The following is a 15,774-nucleotide window of genomic DNA, read 5'->3' as shown; positions in this document are numbered from 1 at the left end:
TCCCATCTGTCCGCTCGACTTGCATGTATTAGGCACGCCGCCAGCGTTCGTCCTGAGCCAGGATCAAACTCTCCATATAAGAGTTGATTAAGCTCATAAATTGTCTTTTCAAAAAAGACTAATGAATTAACGTTGACGTTTTTGTTCGTTCAGTTTTCAAAGATCAATCTGCCGCTCAGAAGCGACTTTATTAATATATCATTTCTCAATCACTTCGTCAACAACTTTTTTAAAACCATCAAATCTTGTTAACGTCTCAAGCGACTGTTTTTCTATAATAACACCTGTTGCCCATAAGGTCAACAAGTTATTCGTAAAAACTAAAAAGATTTTAATATGCATTTAAATCAAAAGAAACCAGCTGGTTAAAACGCAGCTGGTTTCTTCTATATTATATATTACTATTTGGAGATGACAATGATTTCTTTTTCTTTTAGATCAACAGCGCCCGGCTTATTAATCTTGATCACTTCACCCTGCTGAAGGTTTGTGAATACGATTGGCGTGATGATAGAAGTTGCATTTTTCCCGATATAATCAAGATCCACTTTTAACAGCGGCTGCCCTGCTTCTACACGGTCATTTTCAGCAACTAAAGCTTCAAATCCCTGACCTTTCAGGTTTACTGTATCAATACCTACATGGATAAGGATTTCGCGGCCTGAATCTGAAAGGATGCCGATTGCATGTTTTGTCGGGAACATGTTAACGATTTTTCCGTCTACCGGTGATACAACAGTTCCTTCAGAAGGTACAATCGCAAAACCATCACCCATCATTTTACCGGAGAATACAGCGTCAGGTACTTCTGTGATCGGCTTGATTTCTCCTTTGATCGGTGAAATGAAAAGATCTTCCTTGTGCTCAGTCTGAAGAGCTTCAGGATTTATTTCTTCAATTTGCTGTTCAACTCCGCCTTCTGGAGCTTTTTCAACCGTACGCGGTCTTTTGCCGCTCATAATATCTTTCATTTGTCCTTTGATGGTTTCAGATCTCGGGCCAAAGATAGCCTGAATGTTGTTTCCTACTTCCAGTACTCCAGACGCGCCAAGTTTCTTCAAGCGGTCTTTATCCACATTTTTAATATCGTTTACCGATACACGAAGACGAGTAATACATGCATCAAGATGAGCGATGTTTTCCTGTCCGCCCATAGCATCAAGAACTTCATATGGAAGATCTCCGCCTTTACCTGAAGAAGCGGTTTCTTCATCTTCTACTTCTTCACGGCCAGGAGTCATTAAATTAAATTTGCGGATGGCAAATCGGAAACCGAAGTAATAGATCACAGCAAATACTAATCCAACCGGAATAACAATCCAGGCATTCGTCTGAGGGTTGATTAATCCGAATAAAATATAGTCAATCAAACCGCCTGAGAAAGTCATGCCGATTTTCACATCCAGGAGATGCATGGTCATGAATGACAGACCTGCAAACACTGCGTGAACCGCAAACAGGATAGGAGCTACGAATAAGAATGAGAACTCCAGCGGCTCTGTAATACCTGTTAAGAAAGAAGTTAACGCCGCAGACGCCATAAGACCTCCGACTACCACTTTCTTTTCCGGGCGTGCTTCATGATAAATTGCTAATGCAGCGGCAGGAAGACCGAACATCATGAACGGGAATTTACCAGTCATGAATGTACCGGCAGTAAGATTTTGTACATTGTCACTGATTTGTGCCATAAAAATACGCTGGTCACCGCGAACCGTTTCACCAGCATTCGTTACATACTGTCCAAATTCATACCAGAATGGAGAGTAGAAAATATGATGAAGGCCAAAAGGAATCAATGAGCGCTCAATTAATCCAAAAATAAACGCCGATAGAGTCAAATTCGCATGAACCATGTTTTGAGAGAAAGCGTTTAGCCCTTCCTGGATTGGCGGCCAGATAACCAGCATCAGCAAACCAAGGACCACTGACGTTGCAGCCGTAATAATCGGAACGAAACGCTTTCCGGCAAAGAATCCTAAATAGGATGGAAGTTCGATTTCAAAAAACTTGTTATATAATGCAGCGGCGATAATACCCACAATGATACCGCCGAATACACCTGTCTGCAGAGTTGGGATCCCTAAGATGTTTGCATAATTAAGTCCATTTACATCCTCTGCAGTAATTCCTGCAGCTGTACCCATTGTCACATTCATAATTAGATAGCCGATAATGGCAGCAAGCGCAGCTACACCTTCACCGCCGGCCAAACCAACTGCTACACCAACTGCAAATAGAACAGGCAGGTTGGCAAAGACGATATCTCCTGCTTTTTGCATAACCTGCGCGACGATTTCAACCCCGCTGTTATCCAGGAACGGAGCCAGCTCAAGCAGCGCCGGATTTTGCAGAGCCGCACCGATTGCGAGCAGTATACCCGCTGCCGGCAGTAATGCTACTGGAAGCATTAAGGCTTTTCCTACTTTTTGCAGGACGCCAAATACTTTTTTAAACATATGTTAACCCCCTAAAGTTTTTTACTCATTAAGCGTTTTCATTTAATAGCGGCAAGCATTAAAAAAAAATAAAAAAGGCATGAGGAAAAAAGGATGGAATTCAGGTGTATACAAGGGTATCATACCCTATTTACCTAAATTCAATTACCTTTCTTCACTCATGCCTGATCGAATCAGTAACACGTAAAGACTTGCCTGTTTCGCAAGATTGTATTGTAATTAATTTATTTTCTTTTGAAGCCTCTGCAGATGCATGGTCAGATAAACAGCTTCTGCATTAAAGACTGGTTTTTTTAATGTTTGCTGCATTACTTTAATGAGCTTCCAAGAGAGATTGTAGCACACCGGATATTCTTCTTTCAAGAGGGAAGTTATTTTTTCCGGCTCTTCAACCACCTCGCCTTTGTTAACCCGTTCAATGGTGAATCGGATATGGCGGACAAGCCTCATATAATCGATGCTGTCTTTATCTATCTTAATATCAAGCTGTTCTTCAATCATGTTCACAAGACGGGTTACCAGCTGAGAATGCTGATTGACTTCGGATAAATCGCGGTTCATTACAGCACTGTGAACATGGAGGGCAATGAACCCAATCTCCCCTTCAGGCAAATAAATGCCGGTTCGCTGTCCTATAAGATTCACAACTTCATGGGCAATTTCGTATTCAAATGGGTAGAGAGTCTTGGTTTCGATAAGAAAAGGATTTTTCATTTCCATCCCTTTTTTCAGACGAGTTATCGCAAACATCAAGTGATCAGTTAACGCAACATGGATATGTTCATTAAGCATGGAATTCGCCCTTTGTTTAATCAATTGAATTGAGGAGATAATTGCTTCAAGCAATTCATTATCCACAAAAGGCATCAGTTTAATATAATTCTCCTGCTCTTTTTCATTTTTAAGCACAAAGAGCTTCTCAACCAAATTAGAATCGATTGGCTGGCCTGGCTTCCGGCTGAAGCCAATTCCTTTGCCGATAAGGACAACTTCTCCAAATGACTCGTGACTGCCAATGAGGACGTTATTATTAAGCACTTTTTTTACCTTATACTCACCCATTTTCTTCTCCCCGCCCAATAAACAAATGTACTCTCATGGTATTAAAGCCTGTCCGGGAAGTCAACGGATTGAGAATAAAATAAAAAGAGACCCGCATTGAAGCGGGCCCAATTCATCATATTACTTCAGGAAAATGAAATACAAAACAAATATCACGAACAGTACATACATGATTGGATGAACCTCTTTGATTCTTCCTTTTACAATCATGGTGATTGGATAGAAAATAAATCCAATTGCAATTCCTGTTGCGATACTGTAAGTCAATGGCATAGCAATAATGGTAAGGAATGCCGGAACTGCAATTTCAAACTTCGTCCAATCAATATTGCCTAACGATGCAACCATCAACACACCGACTATGATCAGTGCCGGAGCTGTCACAGCAGAAGTGATGACTTCTAATAACGGGAAGAAGAATAATGATAACAGGAAGAACCCTGCAGTGACAATCGATGCAAATCCTGTTCTCGCACCTGCCGCAACCCCTGATGAAGACTCAATGAAAGAGGTTGTCGTGGATGTTCCGAATATCGCACCAACGACAGTTGCTGTGGAATCCGCCAGAAGCGCTTTACCTGCGCGGGGCAATTTATTTTCTTTCATTAATCCCGCCTGGTTGGCAACTCCCACTAACGTTCCTGCTGTATCAAAGAAGTCAACGAATAGGAATGTCAAAACAACGACCAGCATGCTTGTTGAGAAGAACGAAGGGTCACTGTATGCCCCAAATGCCGCTCCAAACGTTGGAGCTACACTTGGCACGGAATCAACAACCTTTCCTGGAACGTCAATCAAGCCGGCAATCATACCAACAATCGTCGTGATTACCATTCCTATAAAAATTCCGCCATTAATACCTTTTGTCATTAGAATAACAGTAATGGTAATGCCGAAAATAGCCAGAAGCACATTCCCATCGGTAAAATCGCCTAATCCTACGAGAACTGCATCATTATTGACGATCAGCCCCGCGCTTTGAGCACCGACAAATGTAATAAACAATCCGATTCCGGCACTGACCGCATACTTTAATTCAGCAGGAATCGAGTTAATAATTTTTTCACGCAGCCCTGAAAGGGATAAAAAGATAAAGATAATACCTGAGATAAGAACCCCGCCTAATGCATGCTGCCAAGGAATTCCCATCGTTAACACAACAGTATAAGCAAAAAATGCATTTAAACCCATACCCGGGGCAAGCGCAATCGGATACTTGGCCAGTACCCCCATCAATAGGGATCCAATTGCCGCAGCCACTGCTGTTGCCACAAATACTGCCCCATAGTCCATTCTCATTGCATCCGGCAAATCCGGTATATCCATTAACGATAAAGTAATCGGATTAACGACTAAGATATAAGCCATTGCTAAAAAAGTTGTAAGTCCGCCGATAAATTCACGGCGATAGTTAGTACCAAGTTCTTCAAACTGGAAGTACTTCTTCATTTCTCTTCCCCCTATTGCTGTCTTTATTTTTTTAAATAAAAAAACTCCGGTTTGACTACCGGAGCATTGACAACTGGGCTCGTGCTTGCAATAGGGGAAAACAAAGATAAATAATGGCAAAAACATCCCTATCTGCACTTACCTCGTAGTCAAGCTATTTACGGTAGCTCGGTAGAAACTTTTGGGCCATATCCCCAATATTATACGACGTAAAACGACATATTTAATTCTTCTTTATCATAGCACCCCAAAAAGTCCTAGTCAAGAAAAAAACGAACATTTTCATGTCCGTTTTTCCTTAACGTTCGTATTTTATTCCCACTCAATAGTTGCAGGCGGCTTGCTCGTAATATCGTAAACCACTCTGTTGACATGTGATACTTCATTAACGATTCTTGATGAAATAATCTCCAATACATCCCATGGGATACGCGCCCAATCAGAAGTCATGCCGTCAATTGAAGTTACCGCACGGATTCCAATGGTATAATCATAGGTCCGGGCATCTCCCATTACACCAACACTGCGGATATCAGGCAGAACCGTGAAGTACTGCCAAATGTCACGATCAAGCCCTGCCTTTTGGATTTCCTCGCGCAGTATGGCATCAGACTCGCGCACAATTTCAAGCTTATCTTCTGAGATTTCCCCAAGTACGCGGATACCCAATCCCGGACCAGGGAATGGCTGTCTCCAAACGATCTCATCCGGAATGCCAAGCTCTGTTCCCAGCGCACGCACCTCATCTTTAAACAGAGTGTTAAGAGGCTCGATCAGTTTGAATTGCATATCTTCAGGAAGTCCGCCTACATTATGGTGAGATTTAATGGTTTGCGCAGTAGCTGTTCCGCTTTCAATAATATCTGTGTAGAGCGTCCCCTGTGCAAGGAAATCAATACCTTTAAGCTTATCAGCTTCATCATCGAATACATAGATGAATTCGTTGCCGATAATTTTTCGCTTTTGTTCAGGATCGCTAACACCTTTAAGCTTATTCATAAAGCGTTCCTGGGCATCCACTTTAATAACATTCATATTAAAGCCATCAGCAAAGGTCTTCATGACGCCTTCTGCTTCATCTTTTCTCAGCAGGCCGTGATCCACGAAAATACAAGTTAGCTGGTCGCCGATTGCTTTATGAATAAGGACGGCAACAACAGATGAATCAACACCGCCGCTTAATGCGCAAAGAACCTTTTTATCTCCAACTTCCTGGCGGATCTTTTCCATTTCGATTTCAATAAAGTTTTCCATTGACCAATCGCCTGTACAGCCGCAAACGCCGAACACAAAGTTTTTCAGCATATCATTTCCATGAACTGAATGGCGCACCTCAGGGTGGAATTGAACAGCGTATAAACCGCGCTCTTCATTGCTCATAGCCGCAATCGGGCATGATGGATTTATACCATCCACTGTAAAGCCAGCTGGAGCCTCTACGACAAGATCGCCATGGCTCATCCAGACTGTCTGTTCTCTAGGCAGATCTGCAAACAATTTAGATTCATTTTCAATCTTCATGACCGCCTTTCCGTATTCACGGTGCTTGGCAGGTTCTACTTTACCGTCAAAATGCATCGTCATCAGCTGCATGCCGTAGCAGATTCCAAAAATCGGCAAGCCCAGTTCAAAAATTTCTTCATCACAGCGGAAAGCATTTTCGCCGTAAACACTGTTAGGCCCGCCCGAGAAAATAATTCCTTTTGGATTCATTTCTTTAATTTCCGCAGCTGTAATTGTATGCGGATGAAGCTCACTGTATACACCCAGTTCACGGATTCTGCGCGTGATTAACTGATTGTATTGGCTTCCAAAGTCCAGTACTACGATCATTTCTTGATTTTGAAGTTCTGTTTTCCCCGTCACACTGTTCACCTCATTAAATTTGTAATATTTCTTTTAGTCTTCTCTCCTGCAGGTAAAATATCTAGTAAAAATATAATTTCTTTGCAATCTCATATATAACCAGCCAGAAGCTGGACAATAAAAAAACCGGAACTCTTTCTCCACAAAAAAAAGTGAAGGCAGAATTCCGGTTTTCACGTACAGCAAAAAGCTTCTTCTGCCTTCATAGTCAGATCATTTACGGCGATCCGGTAGAGACTTTCGAACCATATTATCGAGGATATATGAAGGTTGCATGATTTAATTGTAATACGCGGCAAAAACCGAACAATATGCCGCTGTCTTATTTGCCTATTGTAACAACAGCCCTAAATCCCGGTCAAGCTATTGTCTTTTTAATTAAATTTTCCCACAATTCCTTCGTATCATTCCAGCTTCCTTCTTTTAGAACTCCCCTGTAAACAAGTTCTTCGTAGCGGGCTGTCAGTCTGCTCATTTCCCCTGTTGAGAAAAAGCTGTCGATATATTTGGCATACTCCCTTAAGGTTTGGCCGTTTTTCCGCTTTAGCCCGTAGCGGTCCAATTCTTTTAATAGAATCAGGTAAGCCTTAGGGAAATGCTCATCCTCCTTCGTCTTTTTAAATCTCCAGATGAAATAATGCGGCATCCATTTGCCCCTCTTTTGGAAAAGCAGGAAAACAAGCACACCAGCTGCCAATATGGCTGCTCCGATTACTTTCCAATTATCTTTAAAGAAAGTTCCCAGACTGTCCCAAAGCTCTTTTATCGAAAACCGCGATTTTTCCGCCGCTGCTTCTTCAGGCATGTCCGGTTTTACAGGAGTTTCAGTCTCGTTTGGCTTTACTGCTTCCGGCTGGCTCGTATTTTGGCCTGCATTGTCAAAGTTGAATTGCACGTTATTATTGAACCCCTGAGTTGGTTCAAATGGAACCCAGCCCATTTCAGGGAAATAGATTTCCACCCATGAATGGGCATTGTTATTTGTTACCTCAAACAAGCGAAGACCAGACCCTAATGACTGCTTGAATTCTCCTTCTGTATAGCCCTTCACCCATCTTGCCGGCAATCCAATGGATCTGGCCATTACCACCATGGAGGAGGAGAAGTTGTCGCAATATCCCTGTTTGGTATCAAATAAAAACTGGTCCACATAATCCTCATTTTCATCTGGAACAGCTACGTCTGTCTGGCTGTAGGTAAATTCTGCCCTTCGGAAATATCTCTCAAGCTCCCTTGCTTTTTCAAACCAGTCCGGTTTCTCTTGAGTAATTTCCAGAGCAAGTTCCCTGACTCTTTCAGGCAATTCTTCTGGCAGCTGTGTATATCGCGCTATAAATTCCCCAGGCAGTGATTCCGCATTTGACCCGGCTGCCTTCATTGCAGTCACACTGTATTCAGGCACCTCGAAGCCTAACTTATATTCTTCCAATGCAAATGGCCGTCCGCCCTCCAATGTCCGGATCTTTTCAGTGGCCGTTTCCAGCTCATAGGTAATGAACGGTGCAGCTTCAATATTATTTAGCCCTAATGGATACACCACATGAGGGTAATTCATAAAGGTATAAACGGAGCTTACTTCTTCAGTGGTTTCAATTGCATCGTTATCGATGAACGATGTAACCGGGATTTCTTCTCCCATTCCAAACGGCTGATATTCTCCTTCAGCCTGGGATGTAATCCATCCTTTGCCTGTATAAGTATCTTTTGTTTCAACCTTCCAATAATGGCGGGACTCTACTTCCGCCCTGAAGACCACAGCGTTATCTCCTATAAAAGGGCCGCCAAGACGGGAATCATCTTCCCCATAGCCGATTTTCTGAATACCCGGGCCATCACTGCCGCTATTTTGTCCATACGACTTAATAAACGGAACAGGATCGGGCCAAATCGGTTCTGCCTTAGGAGCTGCAAACCCTAAGCCAGTACTTAGTGCGATCAGTACGGTCAGCGGAATCATCCATTTGCGCGACAGGGAGGCTTCCTTTTTCAGCCCTTCCTGATCCAGAAGACGGTTGAACGTTAAAATGCCCATAACCGTAAAGCCCGCAATAACTGTTCTGACAATCGCCGCGTCTGCCGCGTAAGGCGTAAAGGTATCCAATACTGTTATATAAATGAGTGTCATAAAAAAGAAAATGAAAATCCGTCTGCGATTAATCAGCCAGTACTGGATCAAATAGGTCATGAGCCACAGCAGAATAAAAAAGAGAAGGCTTCTGAATAAATTTGTCATGCCAGGCCAGTCTCTATCAGTCATTAAACCAAAGTTGTGCACCATGTCCGATGCAAATAAAGATATCCATGAAAATTGGAAAAACGATCCCTCAAAGTACAAATAATGCAATTCATAGAGAATATAAAGCACCTTTATAAAACCGCTTAATACAGGGCTGACACCGAAAAAAGCCAGTAGAAGCGACAGTATAAGAAACACGAGGAAAACAATGACATTGGATGTGTCCGTCAGCTCTTCAACCGGACGAAGCCATTCCCATAATAAGAAAAAGCCCAGAACATAAAGGAGGAAGGAGGTAAGATCTTTCTGTACCTTTGGAGAACTCATCACTTGCTCACCCCCGAAAACACATCTGCAAACTGTCCGTTATGAACCAAAACTACCCGGATTCCCCTCGCATTGGCGGAGGTTTTGAGCAGGAGTTCATCACTGGAAGGAGCTTCATTCTCATTTTTCATTAGAAATATAGTGACAATCCCTTTCTTCGACGTGAAAAAACTGGCTTTCTCTATTAGAGCTTTTGTTAATTGCGCTGTAATAATCATCAGCTGACTGTTCTGCTGTAAAAGAAAGTGCTCTGCTTCAAGAACCCGGTCCACTGCTGCAGCAGAATTATCCTTTATTTTTGCCAAATGATAAAACAGCTGGAGCTGGTGTGCTTCTCCGCCTCTGATTGGAAAGGCCGTCCGCGTTTCTGCTGAAGTCAAAAACCCAGTCTGTGCACCTTTGCGGAGAATCGCCCTCACAATGGAGGCTGTAAATGAAACGATCGCCTCAAACCGGTTATCCGGTGCACAGTCCATGAGGATATAGACGTCATGTGATTGCCTTTGTTCAAATTCTTTGGTCATAATATCATTCCGCTTAGCAGTAGCTTTCCAGTTAATCCAGGAGAATCTGTCTCCCGGCTGATACTCCCTGATGCCGATGGCCATGGATGTATCCCTTTGCACCCGCTCTTTTGAAGCAGTCATTCCCTGATCATAATGATGTGCCATAGGCTTATAAATGATTTCCTCATATGCCGGGTAGACAATCATCCGGCTCTCAGCAGGAGCTTGCCTTTCTTTTTCTATTAAACCGAGCAGATCACCTGTTTTCATACGGATAGAGGCAAAAAAATGCTCACCCCTCGGCAGGCTATTAATCCTGTATTGAAGGGACATTTCCTTCTGGAACCCAGGAAATAAAAAACGCTTTGCCTCGTTTGATTTCCTGGCATGCTGAAGCTGTTCACTCATCTCATCCTCAATGACCAGATACAATAAGGGAAAAGCTGTTCTTCTGGTTATCTTTAAGGTAATAACTGCCTGTTCACCTGCATTGAATTCTGTTTTCGGCAGGATCCGCTCCACCTTAAAGTCGTTTAAAGAATAAAACGATAAACCAAGTGCGTAAAGAGCAAAAGGAAGAAAGCTGTAAAACAAAAACCAGCTTACGAAGCCGCCCTGAAACATCGCATATGAAAAAGCGAACAGAATAAGCAAAAATAACACAATCAGCTTCCAGGCACCTTTCAGTGTATTTAACAGCTGCTTCATTTTACTTCACTAACCTTTGTACAGGAACAGAAACCCTGGCAATGACCCGTTCTACTACTTCTTCAGCGGTAATGCCCTCGAATTTTGCCTCAGACCTTAAAATAATCCGGTGGACAAAAACAGCAGGCGCCAAATACTGAATATCATCCGGAAGAACATAATCCCGGCCATACATGAATGCGTAAGCCTGGGCTGCTTTCATTAAAGCAATCGAACCGCGGGGGCTTGCCCCTAAATAGACACTGCTGTGGTTTCTGGTCTGATTGGCAATTTCCACAATATAGCGTTTAATCGTTTGATCGACATGCACTTCTTTAATTTCCTGCTGGAGTGAGCGCAATTCAGCTAAATCTATTACAGATTCCAGATCTTCTATCGGCGGAATCCGCTGTGCCCGATTCAGGACCTCTATCTCATCAGCGATATCAGGATAGCCCATTTTCATTTTTAACAGGAATCGGTCCAGCTGGGCTTCCGGAAGCGGATAAGTTCCTTCATACTCTATCGGATTTTGCGTTGCCATAACGAAGAAGGGTTTCTCAAGGCGATGTGTCACTCCGTCGATGGTTACACTGCTTTCTTCCATCCCTTCAAGAAGAGCAGATTGCGTCTTAGGAGAGGTTCTGTTAATTTCGTCTGCTAAAATAATATTGCCCATAATGGGGCCAGGCCTGAACTGAAATTCCATTTCCTTCGGATTATAGATGGATACACCTGTCACATCCGAAGGCAGCAAATCAGGCGTGAACTGGATGCGTTTAAATGCGGCTCCGACTGATTTAGCCAGTGCACGCACCATCATTGTTTTCCCGACACCCGGCACATCCTCGAGCAAAACATGGCCTTCCGCTAAAAGTGCCACTAAGCTTAATTCTGCGACATCCCGTTTGCCGATCATGACTTTTTCAATATTTCCTAATACCCTCTCAATTGCCGGGTGCATTTGATTTCTATCCATGTGAAATCTCTCCCCTTTATCTATATCTCTAATTCCATTAATTTACATTACCCTGAATTTAATTCTAACCTATTATATATTCGCTGTCGCGTTAGAAACTCCTGTGTTTTTCTTAGGGATGATTCTCTCTTATTCCTGGGTTTGCAATAAAAAAAGACTGCTTCTCAGCAGCCAAACATACATTACTTATATCGTTTTCCACTTTGATCTACATAGAAAGATTCAATGATGGTTCTTTCAAACGGCTCTCCATTTTCAGTCTTGCCTTTTACTTCTGTTGTCACATTGTATACACCTTCATGTGTAAAATCGCTTTCGGTCATGAAGCCAGTCTTTTCTCCTTTGGCTTTTTGCTGCAGTTTTTTCCCTGAAGGATCAAACCCGAAGAGGATCCATTTTGTATTAAAGGTTTTATGGCTTTTCGCAGACTTGCCCAGAACTTTATCATTTAACGGGCTGTCCAGCACAACAGTGTATAGATACGAAGCATTTGCCGGAGCCTTTAACACCCAGTTTCCCTCTTTAGGATAATCTATTTCAAACTGATGAACCCATGCTCCTTTGAAAAACTCGGATTCTTCCTGATACGCTTTTTTCGTTTTATATCCCTTTCCGTCCGGACTGGTCAGTTTTAAAGTGGACAAATTCTTTTCACTTAAAAAAGAAACGGTCATGGATTCTACATTTTCCTCCACGGAAAACTGTTCGCTTATTGCACTGACAGCTTTCCCGCCTTTTACAATGGAATGAGTGCCAGGCTGTCTGGCAGCGGATTCAGAGCTTGCTGGTGAGAAATCCGAAGCAGACTGAGTGATAGTGGTATAGGGCTTGAACACTGGAAATGTATGGGATCCTTCCCGGATGGTTGTATGATTCCAGCTGCCTTCCTGAACAACAGATGCTCCTGGCAAGCGGGAATTAACCGCCGTCACGACGCCATCGCTTTTTCCATACTGGCTCAGATATAAGCCTCCCCAATAGGATGCACTGCCAAATGAACCCCATTTAGTGCCGCCAAGTGTATAATATCGATTTTTTGCAGCATTCTGATGGGAATCTGTAAGGCTTCGAAAGTGTTGCATATTACCTGTCTGCAGGGATTCGGTTGCTTCATTATTGTTGCCAAGGAGGGCAGCAAGCCACCAGGCTGCGCTGCTGTGAGCCAGATCTGCGAGCTGGGTGCCATGATGGGGGGAGGATAGGGAGATGACATTTGATACATATGGGTGGGCACTGTAATGAACAAGCGCTGTCTGAATATCCACCCCGCCTTTGCTATAGCCGATAACTGCAAGCTTCTTTCCGCCGAAATAATAGTACATTTCTTGAAGCTTTTCAGCCAGAATCGCACCATTCGTCCACATATCACGGTCATGATAAAGGTCAATGAATGCTGTTTCATACCCATTTGCCAAAGCCACTTCATACATATCATTCCCTTCATGCCAGACAGCGGATGAATTATTATAGCCGTGCACAAACACAAGAGGTGATTTGGAAGGATCAATGCTTGAAGGTGTTTCTCCAGCATACCAATAACCCGGAGTTCCACTGTCATCACCGCCAAAACCTCCAGCATTTACCATACCAGGGAAAATCAGCATCATACTAAAGATCACTCCTGCCATTTGTTTTATCAAGCTTTTCCCCTCCTTAAAGGAGATCCGGACGGAAGCCCAGTCATCATAATTTTATAATTTTCAGAATATTTATTGAAGGGTCTTTCGATATAATTTCCACCCATTTGAAAAAAAACGGCCAAGTTATTGAAAAAAGCCACAGGAACAAGCCCCGTGACTTTATAGCAATTAATAGGATACACCTGTGCGGTTATGGGTTTTTTCAAACTCTGCTGTATTCGGATCAAAGTATTTTTCATTGAAAGCTGCCACGAATTTATCATCTTTAATATATCCAGCTCCCCATGTAGGATCCATAGTAAGCCAGCCTCCATCCACTTTCACTTCCACCCATGCATGCTTCTGCGGCCAAAATCCGCCGAAAGCATTCCCTTCGACAAAACGGGCTTCCATATTGCTGGCCCGGAGCAGGGCAATAGCAAGATACGAATAATCCTGGCATACGCCCGTTTTGGAATCCAGTGTCTTAAGTGCACTATCATCCCACCTGAAGTCATCTGTTTCAAGCTTATTCACATCATATGAAACAGTTTTCGCGACATAATCATAAACAGCCTTCGCTTTTTCTCTTTCACCGCTTATGCCTTCTGTCAATTCCTTGGCCAGTTCAGTAATTTGCGGTGCATCTGACTGGACGCCTCTTGAAGGCAGAAGGTCCCGCTTATCCTCGCCTGTTGACTCCACCTCAAACTTGGCAAATCCATAATAACGGAAATAATCACTGTTTTCTTCTTTAATTTCAGGAACACTTAACGTGACTTCATATGTGCCCGGGCCGAACCTTAAATAAAACGAATCATCAAATGTGAAGTCTTCTACCGGGATAACATCCAGTGCTTCGTCCTCACCCTTTTTAGTGGTAATGTAAATATGATCGGTTTCAGGACCGAATTCTGCCTGCGGATCAATTTTTCCTTTTACAGAAAAGATACCGTCAGATTCCTCACCGCCATATCGAGGATATTCAAGCGCCACTCCCCGCTCCTCATACGTTTTAGAATATTCGATAGGGCTCATCGTCCTATCAGACTCGTTGTCTATTAAGATAGTTGTTGCCGTCTGATAGTAATTTCCCCTTTCCTTGTCAGGAACAAGCACCTCAAGCTCGTGAAGTCCTTTTCCATAGAATAAGGGCACTTCATAAGAGAACTTGCCGTCCTTAAGCGGCATGACATGCTTCCACATATCCGATTCCTTATTCAGCTTAAGCATGATCGTATCGCTGTCTGATAGGCTTCCCGCTTCCCCTTTTAAATGGAATACTTCATTGCCATTTATATAGCTTGATTCAAGATCCAAAGTCAGATCTGCCTCCTGGCCAAACGGAGTATACGTCACATCCCGTTCCGCATTTGGATTCACATTGTGGACAGTGAACGAGGCAAGATCATAATAGTAATTCTCACTATCCGTGCTTGGAAGCTGTACGGTTACCTTATACTCGCCTTCTCCATTAAATAAGCGGATACTCTGCTTGAACTTCCCTTCTTTGATGGGTGTGTAGTATTCAAGATCGTTCCCTGCCGGTCCATCCTCTTTGGAACGAACCTTAATCCAGGCATAGCCTGATTTTAGCTCAGAGTACTTCTCAACCTCTCCCTGCACAGCCACCTGGCCATTTGCAGCAAACTCCTTATATTCCGGATTCTTCAAAGCCGCTCCGACTTCCTCGCTGTAAGAAGTCAGCTCGAGAGGTTCGAGCTCGAGTTCCTTGTTTTTCTCTTTAACCAGTTTTTCATATTTGTCTTCTTCCTTTTTCTCTGCTTTGGCCTCTGAACCGCTTTCTGAGCTGCAGGCTGAGAGGAAGAGGAAGCTGGTTAATACTATCATCAATAGGGTGATGGGGCTTTTCCTTGGCATAGTGTCCTCCTTTGTTAAAATATGTTTAATACATTTACGAGCGCTAAACCATTATGGTTTCAGAGACTTAACCTTCTTGTTTTTTTAAACAGCCAATTAAGCATAAAAATAAAATGAGCACTTCCCACACCAAAGCCAAAATAAGAATTAAAGGAGCCCCTTCTTTACTCCAGCTCGATTGGTTAATATAGAGAAATAAGATAGCTATAAGCAGCGCCAAGTTGCTTTTCCAAAAAAATGAGAACCCTCTCTTTAATGAAAATTTCCTTTGCTCCCCTTTTGCAGTCATGATCTCTTTTCCCTCCCCATTTTATTAACTACTTGTATTAATTAAAAACAGCCATCAGACCGAACCCTGTAAAGATAAGAAAGATAAAGAAAAATACAGATGCCAATTTATTAAGAATGAGAGGGAGCCTATTTAACAAATTTTGAATATGGTAATTTACACCTGAGGTGATAATAGCAATATACTTAAAACAATAGTCGAAGAGGGTTTTAGGCTTTTCATAAACATTAACTTCATAAAGGATAATAACTAGTTTTTGAACAAAGATTGAGAAAAAGGCAAAAACAGCATTTGTCGTAATTATTAGAGCAATATAAGAACTTGGAATTGGTATATCTATCCCAGTCAGCATTAAAGAGAGTAATGTCCAAATCAGAAATACTGCTGTAAAGGCGATTAAATTTTTCATATTAT

General features: G+C 42.6%; 10 protein-coding genes, 1 rRNA gene and 2 riboswitches. All 11 genes read right to left on the bottom strand.

All coding sequences use genetic code 11. The features are described from left to right. Positions 1-79: ribosomal RNA gene (locus DFO72_RS26255) — 16S ribosomal RNA — on the bottom strand; the annotation flags it as partial. 322 nt (positions 80-401) lie between these two features. Beyond that, positions 402-2,459, bottom strand: a complete 2,058-nt coding sequence (ptsG, locus tag DFO72_RS26250) for a glucose-specific PTS transporter subunit IIBC (RefSeq protein WP_113885310.1) — start codon at positions 2,457-2,459, stop codon at positions 402-404. Positions 2,460-2,678: 219 nt separating this feature from the next. Then, positions 2,679-3,521: a glucose PTS transporter transcription antiterminator GlcT gene (glcT, locus tag DFO72_RS26245; RefSeq protein WP_113885309.1), complete on the bottom strand. Its 843-nt coding sequence runs from the start codon at positions 3,519-3,521 to the stop codon at positions 2,679-2,681. Positions 3,522-3,641: 120 nt separating this feature from the next. Beyond that, on the bottom strand, positions 3,642-4,970 hold the full coding sequence (locus tag DFO72_RS26240; RefSeq protein WP_113885308.1) for an NCS2 family permease: 1,329 nt from the start codon (positions 4,968-4,970) through the stop codon (positions 3,642-3,644). A 126-nt stretch (positions 4,971-5,096) separates the two neighbouring features. Then, positions 5,097-5,198, bottom strand: a riboswitch (purine riboswitch). 84 nt (positions 5,199-5,282) lie between these two features. Next, on the bottom strand, positions 5,283-6,803 hold the full coding sequence (gene guaA / locus DFO72_RS26235) for a glutamine-hydrolyzing GMP synthase (protein WP_181782422.1): 1,521 nt from the start codon (positions 6,801-6,803) through the stop codon (positions 5,283-5,285). A gap of 218 nt (positions 6,804-7,021) precedes the next feature. Beyond that, positions 7,022-7,123: riboswitch (purine riboswitch) on the bottom strand. Positions 7,124-7,194: 71 nt separating this feature from the next. After that, positions 7,195-9,399 carry a transglutaminase TgpA family protein gene (locus DFO72_RS26230; RefSeq protein ID WP_113885306.1) on the bottom strand — a complete coding sequence of 735 codons (2,205 nt, stop codon included), beginning with the start codon at positions 9,397-9,399 and terminating at the stop codon, positions 7,195-7,197. Beyond that, positions 9,399-10,613: a DUF58 domain-containing protein gene (locus DFO72_RS26225; RefSeq protein ID WP_113885305.1), complete on the bottom strand. Its 1,215-nt coding sequence runs from the start codon at positions 10,611-10,613 to the stop codon at positions 9,399-9,401. The genes DFO72_RS26230 and DFO72_RS26225 overlap by 1 nt, the downstream gene beginning before the upstream one ends. 1 nt (position 10,614) lies before the next feature. Then, positions 10,615-11,571, bottom strand: a complete 957-nt coding sequence (locus tag DFO72_RS26220; RefSeq protein ID WP_113885304.1) for an AAA family ATPase — start codon at positions 11,569-11,571, stop codon at positions 10,615-10,617. A 182-nt stretch (positions 11,572-11,753) separates the two neighbouring features. After that, positions 11,754-13,211 carry an esterase/lipase family protein gene (locus DFO72_RS26215; RefSeq protein WP_113885303.1) on the bottom strand — a complete coding sequence of 486 codons (1,458 nt, stop codon included), beginning with the start codon at positions 13,209-13,211 and terminating at the stop codon, positions 11,754-11,756. Between the two features lie 168 nt (positions 13,212-13,379). Beyond that, on the bottom strand, positions 13,380-15,071 hold the full coding sequence (locus tag DFO72_RS26210; RefSeq protein WP_113885301.1) for a transglutaminase-like domain-containing protein: 1,692 nt from the start codon (positions 15,069-15,071) through the stop codon (positions 13,380-13,382). 326 nt (positions 15,072-15,397) lie between these two features. After that, entirely contained in the window at positions 15,398-15,769 is a 372-nt protein-coding gene (locus tag DFO72_RS26205; RefSeq protein WP_113885299.1) for a hypothetical protein, read from the bottom strand. Between the last annotated feature and the right edge of the window lie 5 nt (positions 15,770-15,774).

It is taken from the genome of Cytobacillus oceanisediminis, assembly GCF_004366035.1.
GTDB lineage: Bacteria > Bacillota > Bacilli > Bacillales > Cytobacillaceae > Cytobacillus > Cytobacillus oceanisediminis_C.
Note: the sequence above shows the minus strand (reverse complement) of the source record. Positions and strands in the feature narration are given on the sequence as shown.

Coding starts and splice junctions, on each gene's coding strand:
- ptsG (WP_113885310.1), bottom strand. CDS start 2,459: ATGTTTAAAAAAGTATTTGGCGTCCTGCAAAAAGTAGGAAAAGCCTTA.
- glcT (WP_113885309.1), bottom strand. CDS start 3,521: ATGGGTGAGTATAAGGTAAAAAAAGTGCTTAATAATAACGTCCTCATT.
- DFO72_RS26240 (WP_113885308.1), bottom strand. CDS start 4,970: ATGAAGAAGTACTTCCAGTTTGAAGAACTTGGTACTAACTATCGCCGT.
- guaA (WP_181782422.1), bottom strand. CDS start 6,803: ATGATCGTAGTACTGGACTTTGGAAGCCAATACAATCAGTTAATCACG.
- DFO72_RS26230 (WP_113885306.1), bottom strand. CDS start 9,399: ATGAGTTCTCCAAAGGTACAGAAAGATCTTACCTCCTTCCTCCTTTAT.
- DFO72_RS26225 (WP_113885305.1), bottom strand. CDS start 10,613: ATGAAGCAGCTGTTAAATACACTGAAAGGTGCCTGGAAGCTGATTGTG.
- DFO72_RS26220 (WP_113885304.1), bottom strand. CDS start 11,571: ATGGATAGAAATCAAATGCACCCGGCAATTGAGAGGGTATTAGGAAAT.
- DFO72_RS26210 (WP_113885301.1), bottom strand. CDS start 15,071: ATGCCAAGGAAAAGCCCCATCACCCTATTGATGATAGTATTAACCAGC.
- DFO72_RS26205 (WP_113885299.1), bottom strand. CDS start 15,769: ATGAAAAATTTAATCGCCTTTACAGCAGTATTTCTGATTTGGACATTA.